Origin of the sequence: Undibacterium sp. Tian12W, from assembly GCF_049339405.1 — a bacterium.
Taxonomy (GTDB): Bacteria; Pseudomonadota; Gammaproteobacteria; order Burkholderiales; family Burkholderiaceae_D; genus Undibacterium.
The window spans coordinates 112,595-126,217 of the sequence record NZ_JBMPPK010000004.1; the positions used below are offsets into that span (position 1 = coordinate 112,595).

Annotated in this window: 16 protein-coding genes; 13 read left to right on the forward strand and 3 right to left on the reverse strand. The window is 49.1% G+C overall.

The window, feature by feature from the left end:
• Positions 1-98 precede the first annotated feature (98 nt).
• The 13 genes from ACO0LI_RS06265 (at position 99) to ACO0LI_RS06325 (ending at position 11,804) form a co-directional block, all read left to right on the forward strand.
• Positions 99-587 (forward strand): hypothetical protein, encoded by a 489-nt coding sequence (locus ACO0LI_RS06265; protein ID WP_423031710.1) that lies wholly within the window; start codon positions 99-101, stop codon positions 585-587.
• The gene (locus tag ACO0LI_RS06270) at positions 587-1,204 is read left to right on the forward strand and encodes a hypothetical protein (RefSeq protein WP_423031712.1); all 618 of its coding nucleotides are present in this window, start codon (positions 587-589) and stop codon (positions 1,202-1,204) included. The genes ACO0LI_RS06265 and ACO0LI_RS06270 overlap by 1 nt, the downstream gene beginning before the upstream one ends.
• Before the next feature lie 149 nt (positions 1,205-1,353).
• Positions 1,354-2,004 (forward strand): hypothetical protein, encoded by a 651-nt coding sequence (locus ACO0LI_RS06275; RefSeq protein WP_422950206.1) that lies wholly within the window; start codon positions 1,354-1,356, stop codon positions 2,002-2,004.
• 14 nt (positions 2,005-2,018) lie between these two features.
• The gene (locus ACO0LI_RS06280; RefSeq protein WP_422950207.1) at positions 2,019-3,188 is read left to right on the forward strand and encodes a hypothetical protein; all 1,170 of its coding nucleotides are present in this window, start codon (positions 2,019-2,021) and stop codon (positions 3,186-3,188) included.
• A gap of 16 nt (positions 3,189-3,204) precedes the next feature.
• Positions 3,205-4,896, forward strand: a complete 1,692-nt coding sequence (locus ACO0LI_RS06285; protein WP_423031714.1) for a hypothetical protein — start codon at positions 3,205-3,207, stop codon at positions 4,894-4,896.
• Between the two features lie 43 nt (positions 4,897-4,939).
• The gene (locus tag ACO0LI_RS06290) at positions 4,940-5,581 is read left to right on the forward strand and encodes a hypothetical protein (protein ID WP_423031716.1); all 642 of its coding nucleotides are present in this window, start codon (positions 4,940-4,942) and stop codon (positions 5,579-5,581) included.
• A 23-nt stretch (positions 5,582-5,604) separates the two neighbouring features.
• Positions 5,605-6,294, forward strand: a complete 690-nt coding sequence (locus ACO0LI_RS06295) for a hypothetical protein (RefSeq protein ID WP_423031718.1) — start codon at positions 5,605-5,607, stop codon at positions 6,292-6,294.
• Positions 6,284-7,384, forward strand: coding sequence for a M23 family metallopeptidase (locus tag ACO0LI_RS06300; protein WP_423031720.1), 1,101 nt, complete (start codon positions 6,284-6,286; stop codon positions 7,382-7,384). Before ACO0LI_RS06295 ends, ACO0LI_RS06300 begins: the two co-directional genes overlap by 11 nt.
• Positions 7,385-7,414: 30 nt before the next feature.
• A complete protein-coding gene (locus ACO0LI_RS06305) occupies positions 7,415-8,470 on the forward strand; it encodes a hypothetical protein (RefSeq protein WP_423031722.1) in 1,056 nt (351 codons plus the stop codon).
• A 243-nt stretch (positions 8,471-8,713) separates the two neighbouring features.
• On the forward strand, positions 8,714-9,028 hold the full coding sequence (locus ACO0LI_RS06310; RefSeq protein ID WP_422950213.1) for an HU family DNA-binding protein: 315 nt from the start codon (positions 8,714-8,716) through the stop codon (positions 9,026-9,028).
• 523 nt (positions 9,029-9,551) lie between these two features.
• Entirely contained in the window at positions 9,552-10,061 is a 510-nt protein-coding gene (locus tag ACO0LI_RS06315) for a hypothetical protein (protein WP_423031724.1), read from the forward strand.
• A gap of 12 nt (positions 10,062-10,073) precedes the next feature.
• A complete protein-coding gene (locus ACO0LI_RS06320; protein ID WP_423031726.1) occupies positions 10,074-11,267 on the forward strand; it encodes a phospholipase effector Tle1 domain-containing protein in 1,194 nt (397 codons plus the stop codon).
• Between the two features lie 108 nt (positions 11,268-11,375).
• Entirely contained in the window at positions 11,376-11,804 is a 429-nt protein-coding gene (locus tag ACO0LI_RS06325; RefSeq protein ID WP_197740954.1) for a nuclear transport factor 2 family protein, read from the forward strand.
• 12 nt (positions 11,805-11,816) lie between these two features.
• Here ACO0LI_RS06325 and ACO0LI_RS06330 read toward each other — a convergent pair whose 3' ends face one another.
• The 3 genes from ACO0LI_RS06330 to ACO0LI_RS06340 are packed head-to-tail and all read right to left on the reverse strand — an operon-like array spanning position 11,817 to position 13,615.
• Complete coding sequence (locus ACO0LI_RS06330; RefSeq protein ID WP_423031728.1) at positions 11,817-12,275, reverse strand: nuclear transport factor 2 family protein; 459 nt, start codon at positions 12,273-12,275, stop codon at positions 11,817-11,819.
• Complete coding sequence (locus ACO0LI_RS06335; RefSeq protein ID WP_422950218.1) at positions 12,276-13,043, reverse strand: SDR family NAD(P)-dependent oxidoreductase; 768 nt, start codon at positions 13,041-13,043, stop codon at positions 12,276-12,278.
• Entirely contained in the window at positions 13,040-13,615 is a 576-nt protein-coding gene (locus ACO0LI_RS06340; protein WP_423031730.1) for a DUF3833 domain-containing protein, read from the reverse strand. Before ACO0LI_RS06340 ends, ACO0LI_RS06335 begins: the two co-directional genes overlap by 4 nt.
• Positions 13,616-13,623 lie beyond the last annotated feature (8 nt).

Sequence of the window (13,623 nt, forward strand, 5' to 3'; positions counted from 1 at the left end):
AGGTTTTTTGAAATAAAGTAAAAAGTACAAGGGTATTTTCTTTAAATAATTCTGTAGTTATAATGCGTCAGTGTTGTATTTTCTGGCATGGGTAATATATGGTTGATCTAACAAGTGAAGGCTTGCAAACGTACTGGAGCGAGGTGTCGCCCGGTGCGCCGTATATTATTGGCGCGATGGATGCGACCGAGGATTGGGTGCTGGACAGCGGAGCATCTTTGGATGATGAAGTGGCTGCACTGGTGGCATCACTGCCGGCCATGCTGGCTCAGGCGGTGCGGTCCGGGCAAAAGGCCGCCTTCATTAACGACTTGTTGGTTGTGCTCGCGTATCTGCATTCATCAGTGGCCTTGCGTCTGGTGTATTGGCTGGAAACCGGATTTCCTGAAATTGAATTTAATTTCCTGCATGAGGCGCAGAGCCTGTATGAACAGGGTGGCGTGACAGCTATCGACCGGATTGCTTTCAAGCTCATGATGGACAGATTGCGGTTCGCCAGGAAGACAGCCTTGCTGCAAACGGTATTTGCACCGGAGCGGCTGGCTGCTGTAAAGACTGCCATTGAACAGGGCGCGCGGGTGGCTTGATGAAATTGATTTCTGAAAAATTACTGCTGCTAGTCTGGTTGTCATTGCTGGCGCTCTTGCCAGGTATCAGTGCCGCTGACAGCATGTCCGGCATCGGTGATCTGACCATTACCACGCTGGATACAAGCGCACAAAAAACCTTGGAACTGAGCGGAGCAGTGGGGGCAAACCAGACTGATCTGGCAGCGATTGATCCCTGTGCCACGAAAGCAAAAGATGCCCTGACAGCAGGACAGCAGCATATGGCACGTGCCATGACATACAGTGATCCAGTCAAAAAACTGAATGACAGTGTGAATGCCTGCCTTGACAATATACAGACAATTTCTGCGGTGTTTAACTTGCCAACCAGTTTCAATTTCACACAAATGTTTGAAACAATACTCAAGCAGCTGATGGAAAAACTGGTGAATGAAGTCATTATGAAAATATGCGCTGCCGCAACGGGAGCATGGAATTCTGCCGTTGGTAATGCGATAGATACGCTTAATTCAGGCATCAATCAATCGGGTATCAATACTTTTGGAAATGTCGTCGTTGTCGGGCCTGCACCGCCTGGCCCTGCGTCTGTAGCACCTGCACCACCTAGTCCTCCTTCCGCTATACCAGGGTTTTAAACCGGGTGAAAATGCTGCTGACCGGGATAGAAATGACAGAAAAGTGACAGAATAAAAGTAGAGTAAATAAGCGAAGTAAATGGGCAGAATAAATAAAATGTATGTGCTTGAGTAGCTCAGACAATGATATGAAAGCAAGGAGCTTTGTGATGCGGGAAATTGTGAAAAATATGATGTGCCGTTTGTTGATAGTCTCTGTCGCCATCATGCCAGCTATGGTCAGGGCAGACAGTGTCTCGACTGTTGGCGCCGTGGGTTCGGTAGATTCTAGTATCGCGATACTAGATGCGAATACGCAAAAAAACATGCGTGCAACAAATGCCTTGGGCACGAGCGAAACAAATGCCAGGTCTCAAAAAAATTGTGGCAATCAGTTTGATACTGCGATCAATAATTCTGCAAAGAATGTGGCAACCGCAGCAGCGCCTGGTGATCCGGTCAAGCGTTTCAATGATTCCATCAATTCTTGTCTCGAAAATATTCAGTTGATTTCTGTTGCTTTCAATTTGCCAACCAGCTTCAGCTTCACCGCTGCTTTCGAAGCGATCCTGAATCAGTTAATTGACAAACTCATCAATGAAATCATCATGAAGATATGTGCCGCTGCCACTGGTGCGTGGAATAGTGCTGTCAACAACGCGGTTAATACGGTTAATTCAGGGATTAATCAGTCTGGTGTGAATACTTTCGGCAATTTTGTTAACGTCGGCACTGCGCCTGCAAATCCTCCCCCGGCATACTCACCGGCGCCGCCACCTGCTGCGCCTGCCCAGTCGCAATCGACTATCCCTGGCTTATGAGTGAAGGTTAAGTGATGAAAAATCTGAAAAAAAAATTTGTGGCGATTGCTGTTTCATGCACCCTTGCCGTGCCGTTCACTTTAATTCCCTTGCGCGCTGACGCCTGCTGCGGCGATGGCGCATTGGCGGCAGCTGGCGCAATATCTGCTGGTGCAGAAGTGGCTGCTGCGGTTGGGGCTGCTGCTGCCGCGATTATTGCAGCCATGACGGAAATCGTCGAACTGCAAATCTTGCCTGAAATCTGGGGAGCTGGTGCCAAGGTCAAGGCTGCGGTTGAAATGAATGGTGCCAGAGCCAAGGTGCTGGCAGAAGGCAAGATTGCTGTCGATGGTGACATCAAGATCAATGAAGCTGCTGCAATTGCCTTACTGAATATCAAAGACCCCATGCTGAACGGCCAGCGCAACTGTTATGACCTGGCGTCCTCGACTACCCTGGGTTCCGCAGTAGGTGGTGTGTCGCCTGACTCCCAAAGTGTGCAGGAAAAGGTCAACTACTTCCGCAATGGTGCACCGGATATCCGCTCAGAGATGGCCAAACGCTATCAGGACGATATGATTTACATGGACAGCAACGCAGAAGGCAAACGCTATTACCAGGCACCGGTCAATGTTTCCAAGACAGTGCTCGCCTCTGCTGATAAACCTCTGGATGACGCGGGTCTGATTGCAGCATCACGTTTTGCTGTCAATGTGGTGGGTGAACCACCGAATACCCCCAAAAATGTCGATGAAATGTCCAAGACTGCCGCTGGCAAGCAATGGTTGTCGGCCAATAATACTTATGCTGCGCGGGCATCCGTGCCATTGGCGACGATGGAGAATGGTGCCCTGATGCGCAAGGTTGATCCTAGCCTGACACCTGATTCCATGGGCCTGGTTGCGCCTGGCCTTACGGCTCTGTCTCCTTTGCAGGCAATGAAGCTGTTCGTGGAAAACCGTTTTGTCGATCAGTCCTGGTACCTTACTTTGTCTCAGTACAATACCAATGGCTTGTTGCGTGAATTGAACAAGATGATGGCCTTCAAAAGTTGGATGGATTATCAATCCTATGTACAACAGGAAAGGGTGGAACAAAATCTGGCAACACAAGTTGCGATCCTGAACGAAATTGCCGTGAGCATGAATCCGAATTACGCAAAAAATCGTGAAATGGCTCTGCGTGCTATTGGCACAACTCCTTAATCGCATACCAAGAGCAATGACATTCATGCGGACTTATTTCAATAAACAAAAATCGCAAAAGCATTCTGCCGTCAGGCAGAGTGTTTTGCGGCGGTATGCATTCGTTGGCCTGAGTTTTTTGCTATTGTCTTTGTTCTTTATTTCCTTGTCGGCCAGGGCTGGTGTCTGTATTTATGAAGGCTACATCATATGCGAGATATGGTCGCCAGACATGTTGATTGCCATAGCAGAGGCAACAACAGGGGTCGTCGCGGCGATTTCTGCCGCCGTTTCTGCTGTGACCCTGGCTGCTACTGCGCTGGTCAATTACCAGGTATTGCCCGAGACCTGGGGGGCAGGCGCAAAAGTAGCAGCTGCTTTTGAACTCAGTGGGGCACGCAATAAAGTAGAGAATGATGGCGAAGCCGCCATGTTGCATGGTAAGTCTTTTTTGTATGGAACCCAGCTTGGCCTGCCCGGTAGTACTCCACGGGGCCCGGAAGAAGCAGCGGCTGCTACCCTGATCAAGGGAGTCGGCGCCAACATGCCTACCAAGGTCTGTAATGAGCTGGTCTCGCAAACGCAGGTCACCCCCCTGATTTCTTCTGGAACGGCGATAGCTGCCGATGCCATGAATACCCGTATGATCAATAGCATGCGTACTTCAAGGATGGCGGATGCAGAGGCAAGCTATCTGCGCCATTCCACTTCTTATTGCAGTATGTCCGATGTCTTTAATGGCATTTGCGAAGCGGCAGCAGCTGATCATCTGCAGAATCTTGATGTGATGCCGCCGGGTTATACCAGGACTGGTGAGGCAAAGACTACCCAACTGTCAGAAGAAGAAAAGCGGGCGGCCATGGTATGGTCAGAAAATGTCATGGGCATGGGGAATTATCCAGCCACTGACTACAATGAAGATACCTATAATTCCGACGCAAGGAAGGCATTTTCAGGTAGTAATGACGTCATACAGGCGCGCATGAGTACCGTGGCTCACTCGCTTAATTCGCAAATCGCCCGCCGCAGTAAAGTAGTGGTGGCATTCAATGCGGATAACTCTGCGCGGGCTGACGTGGCTAACCAGATTGCCGATGCCAATCCTAATCTTGACCCGTCTTCAACCACAACGGGTTCACCGGAGACGCAGGCACGCTGCGCCGCCAGTGCCGATTTCGCCAAATATGAGGCGATGGGCAAGGCAGATGTGAACGCTGCCATCAATAATTCCTTTGTCAATGGTGATTCTGGTACGCCTTTGCTCAATTTTGGTATTTCCCGGTCTGCCTGGCATTACTATGCCTATGTAGAATCGACCAAGAATCCGCGTGCTGTGAGCCCGGCTCACTATTATGGCTTGTATCAAATGGGGGCCGGTGCACTGGCTGACGTTGGCATGAGTGGGCTCTTGCCTGAGCAGGTGTTTGATCCCTACCAGAACGGTATCGCGGCGAAAAAATATGCGATCGCCAACATAGCTGCTTTTAGCAGTACTTTCCCGCAGGGTGTGAAAGGTGTACCGCCTGTATTTGTCCTGTACGGTATGCACAATATGGGCGCCGCCGGCTTTAAGCAGATCTACGACAATATTACGACAGGCGCACCTTTATCTGCAGCCAGGAAAAAAGCTATACAAGGCAATATGAGCCCACGCGTCCCGCTGGAACAGATCAATGGCCAGATGTATTGGGAATTCTGGCGCAAGAAATTTGGCATTAACGCTTGCTGATGTTGGCCATGAAAAAAAGAAATAGAGAATATTTGGTGAAACCATGAAAAAAAGTATGCTCGCAATTGCCCTGGCCGTAGTGGCTATGGTAAGTCATGCCGCAGATGCCATCAGATTGGGGCAGGAATCGAAGTCGGCTGCAGGTGTCGAAAAAATCATTGCTCTTGCGGATAGCGGCAAGGACACCTACTGGATTTCGACCTTTATCCGTGACGGTAATTGCCCCGAGAAATCTGGCAAGTGCAGCAATGATACGATTACTGTGCGCGGCCCTGGCGGCGTGGCCAATGTATCGGTTGAAGATGCCAGCGGGGCTGGTGCATTCTTGTCGCAGACAAAAAACCAGGTCGCCGTAGTTTTACTGCCGGCTAACAAAGGTGGTTATGTATACTCCTCTGCAGAAGTGTATGTATTTAGTGCAGACAAAAAACCTCAAAGTGCACTCAAGACTGCAGAAGTGTTGTTGAATAATTTGGAAGGTGCTGCATGCCAGGGCAAGAAGCTTTGTGCCGACAGCAAGTTCACTGCCAGTTTCCCAGCCTCAGTTACGCCAGATTATCCAGATGTGGTCTTGCGTCAGACGGGGACCGCACTGAACCAGGCTGGCACGGCGCTGGAAAAACTGGACAGGAATTTTTCATTTACTTTTGATGCCAAGACCAGGCAGTACATTGCTAAACGATGATGCGGGTGTTTTTAAATAATTGCTTGTTTGTTCTGCTGATTTGTTTTGCCGCTGGCATGGTGCAGGCGCAAACAACTCTTGGGAGTGAACCGGCAGAAGACAATCCCTGGTTTTCGTTTTACATGATAGAAAAATCGGCCAAGAACCAAGCCGAAGTGAGCAAGACATTCTCCTTGAAGGAGCCAGATGCCGTAAAGAAAATCGATACTTCGCTGGCTTATGCTTATCCCAAGCTGGCGGTGATGCGTCCTGGTGGCATTATCGCTACTGAGCCAGATAAACGTTATGCGATGATTTACAGAAAGATGGCGTGGTATGCAGCAAATGGCCAGGTAGTGTCGGCGCAAATTTTATTCTATACCGCAGTCCGCCTGAAAATGGCTGATCAGAATAAAGGTGTAACACTCGATTTACCTTACCTGACTTTGCATCATTTTATTTACAACAGTATCTGTGTCGATACCATGCATAACAGTGAATACGACAAGACAGTATGCAAGGAAGTGCAGACAGCTGCGACACGTGCGCAGGGTGAATTGCGTAATGAAAAACTCAGGCAATACCTGAATTGGGCGACCCTGGGACTGGGATTTGACGACAAGATCGCTTATGAAGCTGGAGTGTCGCTGATGGAGCGTGAAAATCCCACGCGTAATGAGAAAGACACGATCAAGTCCATACTAAAACCATTGTTGAAAAAAAATGCAGGCTAAATTAAAACTCCGACCCTATCTGCTGGCAACGGCAGTATGTGCAAGCTTAATGACGCAGAGTCTGGCGTCGGCAAGTACCTGCCTGCAAACTGTCATCAAATCCGGATCTCTGGTTGTCAGCAGCCCTTTCGGCTGGCGCTTTGATGCTAATCCTAATGGACGTGGTAAATGGCAGTTTCACTATGGTACAGATTTCTCCAAAAAAGCACTGCCTGATCCCATGGTGGTATCACCGGTAGCAGGTACTTATTATTCCTATCCTGCAACTAGTGGCTGCGGTAATATGGTAGTCATTAAACAGCCTGACGGTTTCTCCGCTAAATTTTGCCATCTAAGGAATTTTGAGCCTGATGCTAATGGCAAGGCAAGACTGAATGGTTCTACCATCAGCATCGGCGACAAATTAGGCGTTCCCTCCAATACAGGAATTTTGCCTAATCCTGAGCATATCCATCTGGAAGTGATTACCAAAGGTGATCCCAGCAGAACTACGGCCATGCGCATACCGCCCCCATTTTGCGGCGGTGTTTCATTTAGTTATCAGCCTGCTGTCGATAAACCAGAGAGGAAACCACCATTGAGTCTGGTGCGTCCGCCCGGTGTGGTCGATAACGATGTTTATAACGGCAAAACAGATCATTTCGACAGAGAGTTTTACGACAAATATATGGCGCAGAATGCATCTACAGGGACGATACCAAGTTCATCTGTTGCGGTCGCCAATTCTGTCGCCATTGTTGATGCTGCCAAATTGGCCAAATCGGGCGAAAATGCTTCACAACAACCACCTATGCCTGCGCCTGTCCTTGCCGAGGAAATGTCATTTTCTGAAATGATAGTCGGCGAAGCGAAAAAGCGCTTTGGCTCTGAGCAGTGGTATTCCGAACTCTCGCTTAAAGGCGAGCTCCCCCTGTATTATGAGCTTGCCGTCATGACCGCTTACCAGATTTATATGCAATACCAAAAACAGGAAGTGGCTGAAAATATTGTGCAATTGTCGGCCACCAGGACAGCATTGCTCAATGAAGTCGCTATCCAGATGAAAACCAAGAAATTGCGTGAACCTGCATTGCGCAGTATTTCACCTTAACGCCAGATACTTTTTGCGAAGCCGGTATCAATGAAATTGAGCACTCACCCTCGTCAGCCAGAGCAAATAAAATACTGTGCACGTCAGGTGGCAGTCCTGTCTTTGTTGCTAGGCATGGTGTTGCCTGTTTGCGTTCAAGCCCGGCAAGTCAATGATCTGACGCAAATGGATAGTCCGGGTGCCAGAGCTGGTACTGAACAGAAAAAACCGCAGAGCGGCCCAGGTAGCACGCCAAAATTACGGGCCGAGGACAGCAGAAAGTATCAGGCTGCCGTTGACAGCATGAAGGGCAAGAATGGCGATGAGATACTGAAAGCCATGCAGGCGGCCAATGCTGAAAAACTGGCGAAAATGCCTGCTGAAAGACGAAAGCAAGTTGAGGATTATCAGAAAAAATACCAGTCTGAACTGAAGGCTGGGGACACCAATCCTCAATACAACTCGCTGGATGCGACGATGCAGAAACTGCAATTGCACTTGCTGGGACTGGATCGTGGTGATGGCAAACAGATGACTGCGCAGCAAAAAAAATATTTCGAGCACAAGGAAGCGCAGATACGGCAAAAATACTTTGATCCGGTTCGTCTCGAAAAAAATCGACGCATGCGGGACGAGTCAGCTGCCTACCTCAAAGCCAATCTCGACAGGCAGGCAGACTACGCCAAAAATTTTGAGTCAGCCGGACTCAAGACTGATCAGACCAGAGCAGCGCCATTGCCGGATGTCTTGAGGTCGAACTGGCTGGTGCGCAAGATGGCGACACAAGACCCGGCTGCAATGATGCCAAAAAATTCTAATTTGCCAGCGGAAAATGTAATCTTGGCCAAAGCACAGATGGATGATTTGTCGTTGCAACTGAGGTCAAACAAGAGCACGACAGTAACCCAGCGTTATGGCTCGAATGCGCGCATCATCAGCGAGGCAGAGGGCAAGAGCAAGTTGCAAGAACTGGCACGCAATGGCAATGCAGTTGTGCCGGTTGCTCCTGTTTTGGCTACGCCTGTGCCTGGCCTCAATGCAGCAGAAAAAAACAAAGCGCAGCCAGAAGCACCGGTGCGCAAAGCCTCACCCATCCCCGGCCTTTGATACTTCGCCGCCCTGGGCGGCGCGAGTGCATCTCTTTTCCTCGTAAGTCACTCTTCAGCTTACATCTGAGCAGTAATTTTGCAGACTGCCGCCTGTCTACCAGGCAGGCAGAGCATTTTTCTGCCCATCCAGCCCGCTTTGACTTTCAATTTATGAAGGCATATTATAGCTTTTTAGAAAATCGGTAGTTTTTGACTGCAAACCAGGCAGTTGATCACTGTTATAAGAAAGCTTTCACAGAAAATGACAAAACACGACATCGTCGAGCGTATTTACAGCAAATACCAGGGTGATTTGACCAGAAATGTAGTAAAAGACATCGTTAGCTTCGTCTTTGACGAGATAGTCCGGGAGATGGTAGAAGACGGCGAAGCCAAGATCAGCCGTTTTGGCACCTTCAAGGTAGCTGAAAGAAATGCCAAGCAAGCCAGAAACCCACGGACTGGTGAGCCTGTCATGATAGAAGACCGCAAAGTTCCCAAGTTTAAACCCAGCCGTTATCTGCAGAACAAGGTCAATAATTTGCCAGTGGATGACATCAAGGAAGACGACGATTGAGCGAGAAACAGGTCTGGTGACACTCGCCGGTTGTACAAACGGATGCTGCGGCATCCGTTTTTTTTCGTCTTTCACACTGGAACACTAGAACCCGGCAAAATATTGCCGCCATGAAGAGCAATCGTAGCCTGTCATTCAAGTGTGGTTTTCATGGTTTTAATTCTTAAAACGTTTTTTACTTTTGTTCGTATATTTATTTGTAAAATAAAAAGCATCGACGTATAATTATTATCATCAAGTCTGTCATGAGTGCTTTTGCTTTCCCTGTTGCTGGCAACAAAAATCAAGTGAACCTGCATGGTGCGGACTTTCTGGATTTATAGGCAAGTCAGAACTACAGTTACTTCTTGCGTTGGCGATGCGCACGCTAGTCTGGATTATTTTTAAAATTCTGATAATAATCCGTATGCAACACTATTAATCAAAGTCATTCTGTAACGCGTTCTGGTCGCTTCAAGACATGCGTTCCATGCAAATCGGGTAAGACATGAAATTCTCGAAACGAAGATTTACAGGATTTTTGATGGCAATCGCCTTACAAACACAATTGGGATCTAGCGCAATGGCAAATGAAGAAGAATTGAAATTTACTACACACGATATTGATATCAAAGTGTTCAGTGCCAGTGATGTGTATATCGTCTATGCAGGCTCACCGCACAGACTCAGCTTTGGCAAGACATTCAGGGCAAAGACGCCAGAAGACGTCAGCCGTTTCAAGTGGGGTACTTCGGGCAGTTATCATGCTTTTTCAGGCCCGGTAGAAATGGAATGGCGCTCTCAGGATGGTACGCCATTCAAATATTCGCTTGATCTGGATGCAATATTCAAAGACAGAAAAATTCTGCATACAGAAGAGCTGTCCAAACTGTATAAAGCCGAGCCTGTATATGGTGGCAAGCCAAACATCATCATTGAAGTGAACGACCGCACCGTGAATGTATATATGTTCGTGACAATGCGCCTGGAAAAAGATGAGCAAACGCGTGAGCACCGTGATCATCTGACACTGGCCTTTTCCAAGACTTTTTGACCTTGATTTCCCATGACCGATAAATCTGACGGCGTTGATGTTAAGCAGGCTACTCCTGAGCAACTGGCCACCTATACCAAGGCAGAGGCACAGATCAATGCCTTCGAGGTTCCGCAACTCTATGATGCCAAGGACCCGGATGCTCGCGTATTCGTTGCCCTGTTTGACGGTACAGGAAACGATGCCATCAAAGATCCCAAGCACATCACCAATGTCGGGTTGCTGAAAGAGCAGGTCGAAAACGCCAGGATGGACAACCCCAACATCGCCTTTTACTATAAGGAAGGGCCGGGTACTCAGGGCGGACTTAAGGGAGTGATAGATGGAGCGACAGGCGGCACTTACCAGGAGCGCCTGGAAGAGATGTATCAAAAATTTGATATACAGTCTGCCGCCTGGTTGCAAGAAAATCCCCATGCCAGGATCAGCGTAGTTTCTGTCGGTTTCAGCCGTGGTGCTGAACAGGCAGCAGGTTTTACCCGTATGGTGGATGAGAGAGGTGTTCAAAATCCGGATGCCAGAAAAGTAGAAACTTATCCGCTGGCACTTGGCCTGAAAGAGGACAAGGTGACATTCACGGCGCCACCCTTGCAGGAACCCGGCAAGCAAGCCCAGGCCCTGGCCATGTATGATCCGGTTGCGACGGGTGCTCCGGAGCATAAGGACAGGCGGCCAGCCGACTCCGTCATCAGCGGTCTGCAAATCAAGGCGGGTGACGAGCATCGCTCCCTGTTCCCGGCAGATAACATCATTCCGCAGGGCCTGTCGGCTGACAAGCGCTTCCTCGGTGTGACGACCGCCGGCTGCCATAGTGATATCGGTGGCGGTTATGAACTCAATGGTCTCTCTACACGTAATTTTAATCTGATGAGCGGTTTCCTGAATGCCAGCCTGGGTTCATCATTGATTGCGAAGCGCGAAGTACCGGTAGAGCCAGAGAAAAGCGTCATCCATGATTCCACTCAACATAAATTCTTTTACCGCAGGGTAGAAGAACGCGGGACTACCGCCAAGCAAGACCCGGATGGCAAACCAGTTGAACCTGTCGATAAGAAATTGCTGGAACAGTTTAGCGGCAGTATCAAACCCGTCGCAGCAATACGTCCCGGTGCGGACATGAATGTATTGAGTGCTGACGACAGTCCATCCAGCCGCCTGTTGTCACGTACACCTGAAGTTGCCAAACCAGTGCAGCCCAAGCTGTAGGTGTAATTTACAACAGCAAAAATACCTGCAGGCAAAATTTGGTCTAAGATCATTCTTTTTACATAAAGCCCGGAGCATGCCGGGCTAAATCAACATAAAAGGATGACAATGAACAAGCTGCCTGACGCCGTTGCTGCCTCCCTGCAAACCTGGCATGAAATGATTGCCAACAAAGACCTGAGTGCCTTGCCATCCATCGTGCATGCAGATGCGGTCTTTCGTTCTCCGATGGCGCATCAGCCTTATGCCAGCGCCCAGGCTGTCGTATTGATACTGGGTACCGTCGTCAAGGTATTTGAAAATTTCACTTATCACCGTGAATTGTCTTCTGATGATGGCTTGAATATCGTACTGGAATTCAGTGCCAATGTTGGTGACAAGCAGCTCAAGGGCATAGACATGATACGCTTTGATGCCGACGGCAAGATCGTTGACTTTGAAGTCATGGTCAGGCCCATGAGTGGCTTGCAAGCGCTGGGTCAGGAAATGGGCGCGAGGCTGGCGCAATATCTGCCAGCGTATAAGGCAGGCAAATAAACTATTTGCACACTACTTGCGCGCCTGCTTTTTCAAAAAGCGCATGAAGCTGCCCAGCACGGGCAGCTTTTCATACAATTCTTCTGCCGCATCCCAATAATCACGGTGAAAGCTCACCCGGCCATCTTCCGCAAAACGTATATGCGTGCTACCCCGTATGCATTGCGGCGCTGCATTGAAGTTTTTCATCGAAAATAAAAAATCCCAGACCAGAAAAGCGGTGTCACCCTGTAATACCGTAAAAGTAATGCGAAAGCGCGGCTCATGAACTTGCACAAACATGTGCTGGAAAACCTGGTTGATGGCTGGCAGGCCGCGCAGCTCATTGAAGGGGTCTTTGAAATAGGCATCTTCAGTATAGACACCAGACAAGTCCTGGCAGGCCGCCAGTGTGATGGATTCAAAGAAGCTGACGAGCTTATCCAGGCTGGCCTGATGCGCTGCCTGAACTGGTACATGAGTGTTGGACATTTATAAACCTGTGACTTTATGAACCAGATAAAAATAACTACGGTAAGGCAACAGGCGCGCCAGCCTTAACCAGTTTGTGAAACGATGCGGGAAGTGGATGTGAAAGTCGCCCCTTTGCATACCTTTGACGATGGCTACCGCTGCTTCCGGTGCGCTGATCATGGCAGGCATCTTGAAGTCATTTCCTGCTGTCATCGGCGTTTCTACAAAGCCAGGGTTGATCATATATACAGCGATATTTTTTGGCCGTACATCCAGGTACAGGGATTCACACAAATTGATGATAGCCGCCTTGGTCGGCCCATACACCAGCGCCTTGGGCAAACCTGACAGACCCGCAACTGAACCGACTATGCCTATGCCGCCTGAACTCTGCTGAAGTATGTCAGGCAAGATCACGTCAAGGCATTGATAGACGCCGCGCAAATTAATGTCTATCAATTGGTTAACTGCAGCCATATCAACACTGTCCGCGCGCATTTCATTGTAGCTGCCGGCAACGATGAGCACCAGATCGATGCTGCCCCATTTTTGCATCAGGCCTGCATGGCAAGCCACGATGCTGGCATGATCGCAGATATCCACTGCCACTGCTTCAGCCATGGGATAGTCAGCGGCAATTTTTTGTAGTTGTGCAAGTTTGCGGGCAGAAAGTGCGACCCTGGCACCCAGGGTCAGCAACAGCCTGGCAGTTTCTTCACCTATGCCGCTGGATGCGCCTATGATCCAGACACGTTTGCCACGCCAGTCGCGGATAACGGGGTTCATGGTGTGCTGTTACTACGTTTTGTGAAAGAGAGTGTCACGCTACCCAGCTCGACACCAAACTTGCGCATGATGGCGCGGTTGAGCATGACTTTGTCGTCCATCAAGACCATGGTGTCATCAAAATCGACATTGTAAACACTGCCATCAACCGGTAATGCCAATACATAATTCCAGTGCAGGGTGTTGCCTGATACCTGGCCTTTGGCCTCGCCTATCACGTCGGCAGCAGTGCCAGTAAATTGATTATCACCTGTTTTCTTCAAGGTCCAGATACGTTTTTGTTTGCTGCCATCCGAGTAACTGAAATCTTCATTGAGCGTGCCAATATCACCCGACCACTGACAATCCATAACGACCGTAAAACGTTTGACGATCGCACCTGACCTGTCCTGGAACATACCCCAGGCATCCAGCTTGCCATTGAAATAGCTTTGCATGTCCAGCTTTGGGGTTTCGTTACGGTAGCGGCCAGGCTCATATTGACTGGCACAGGATGTCAGCAGCATGAGCAGCGCTACATTCAGGCTGGAGAAGAACAGCCGGTATTGACGATGAAACTTATGTGTAAACATATATCTTC

Coding starts and splice junctions, on each gene's coding strand:
- ACO0LI_RS06300 (WP_423031720.1), top strand. CDS start 6,284: ATGCAGGCTAAATTAAAACTCCGACCCTATCTGCTGGCAACGGCAGTA.
- ACO0LI_RS06320 (WP_423031726.1), top strand. CDS start 10,074: ATGACCGATAAATCTGACGGCGTTGATGTTAAGCAGGCTACTCCTGAG.
- ACO0LI_RS06280 (WP_422950207.1), top strand. CDS start 2,019: ATGAAAAATCTGAAAAAAAAATTTGTGGCGATTGCTGTTTCATGCACC.
- ACO0LI_RS06305 (WP_423031722.1), top strand. CDS start 7,415: ATGAAATTGAGCACTCACCCTCGTCAGCCAGAGCAAATAAAATACTGT.
- ACO0LI_RS06290 (WP_423031716.1), top strand. CDS start 4,940: ATGAAAAAAAGTATGCTCGCAATTGCCCTGGCCGTAGTGGCTATGGTA.
- ACO0LI_RS06325 (WP_197740954.1), top strand. CDS start 11,376: ATGAACAAGCTGCCTGACGCCGTTGCTGCCTCCCTGCAAACCTGGCAT.
- ACO0LI_RS06265 (WP_423031710.1), top strand. CDS start 99: ATGGTTGATCTAACAAGTGAAGGCTTGCAAACGTACTGGAGCGAGGTG.
- ACO0LI_RS06335 (WP_422950218.1), bottom strand. CDS start 13,043: ATGAACCCCGTTATCCGCGACTGGCGTGGCAAACGTGTCTGGATCATA.
- ACO0LI_RS06315 (WP_423031724.1), top strand. CDS start 9,552: ATGGCAATCGCCTTACAAACACAATTGGGATCTAGCGCAATGGCAAAT.
- ACO0LI_RS06270 (WP_423031712.1), top strand. CDS start 587: ATGAAATTGATTTCTGAAAAATTACTGCTGCTAGTCTGGTTGTCATTG.
- ACO0LI_RS06330 (WP_423031728.1), bottom strand. CDS start 12,275: ATGTCCAACACTCATGTACCAGTTCAGGCAGCGCATCAGGCCAGCCTG.
- ACO0LI_RS06275 (WP_422950206.1), top strand. CDS start 1,354: ATGCGGGAAATTGTGAAAAATATGATGTGCCGTTTGTTGATAGTCTCT.
- ACO0LI_RS06340 (WP_423031730.1), bottom strand. CDS start 13,615: ATGTTTACACATAAGTTTCATCGTCAATACCGGCTGTTCTTCTCCAGC.
- ACO0LI_RS06310 (WP_422950213.1), top strand. CDS start 8,714: ATGACAAAACACGACATCGTCGAGCGTATTTACAGCAAATACCAGGGT.
- ACO0LI_RS06285 (WP_423031714.1), top strand. CDS start 3,205: ATGACATTCATGCGGACTTATTTCAATAAACAAAAATCGCAAAAGCAT.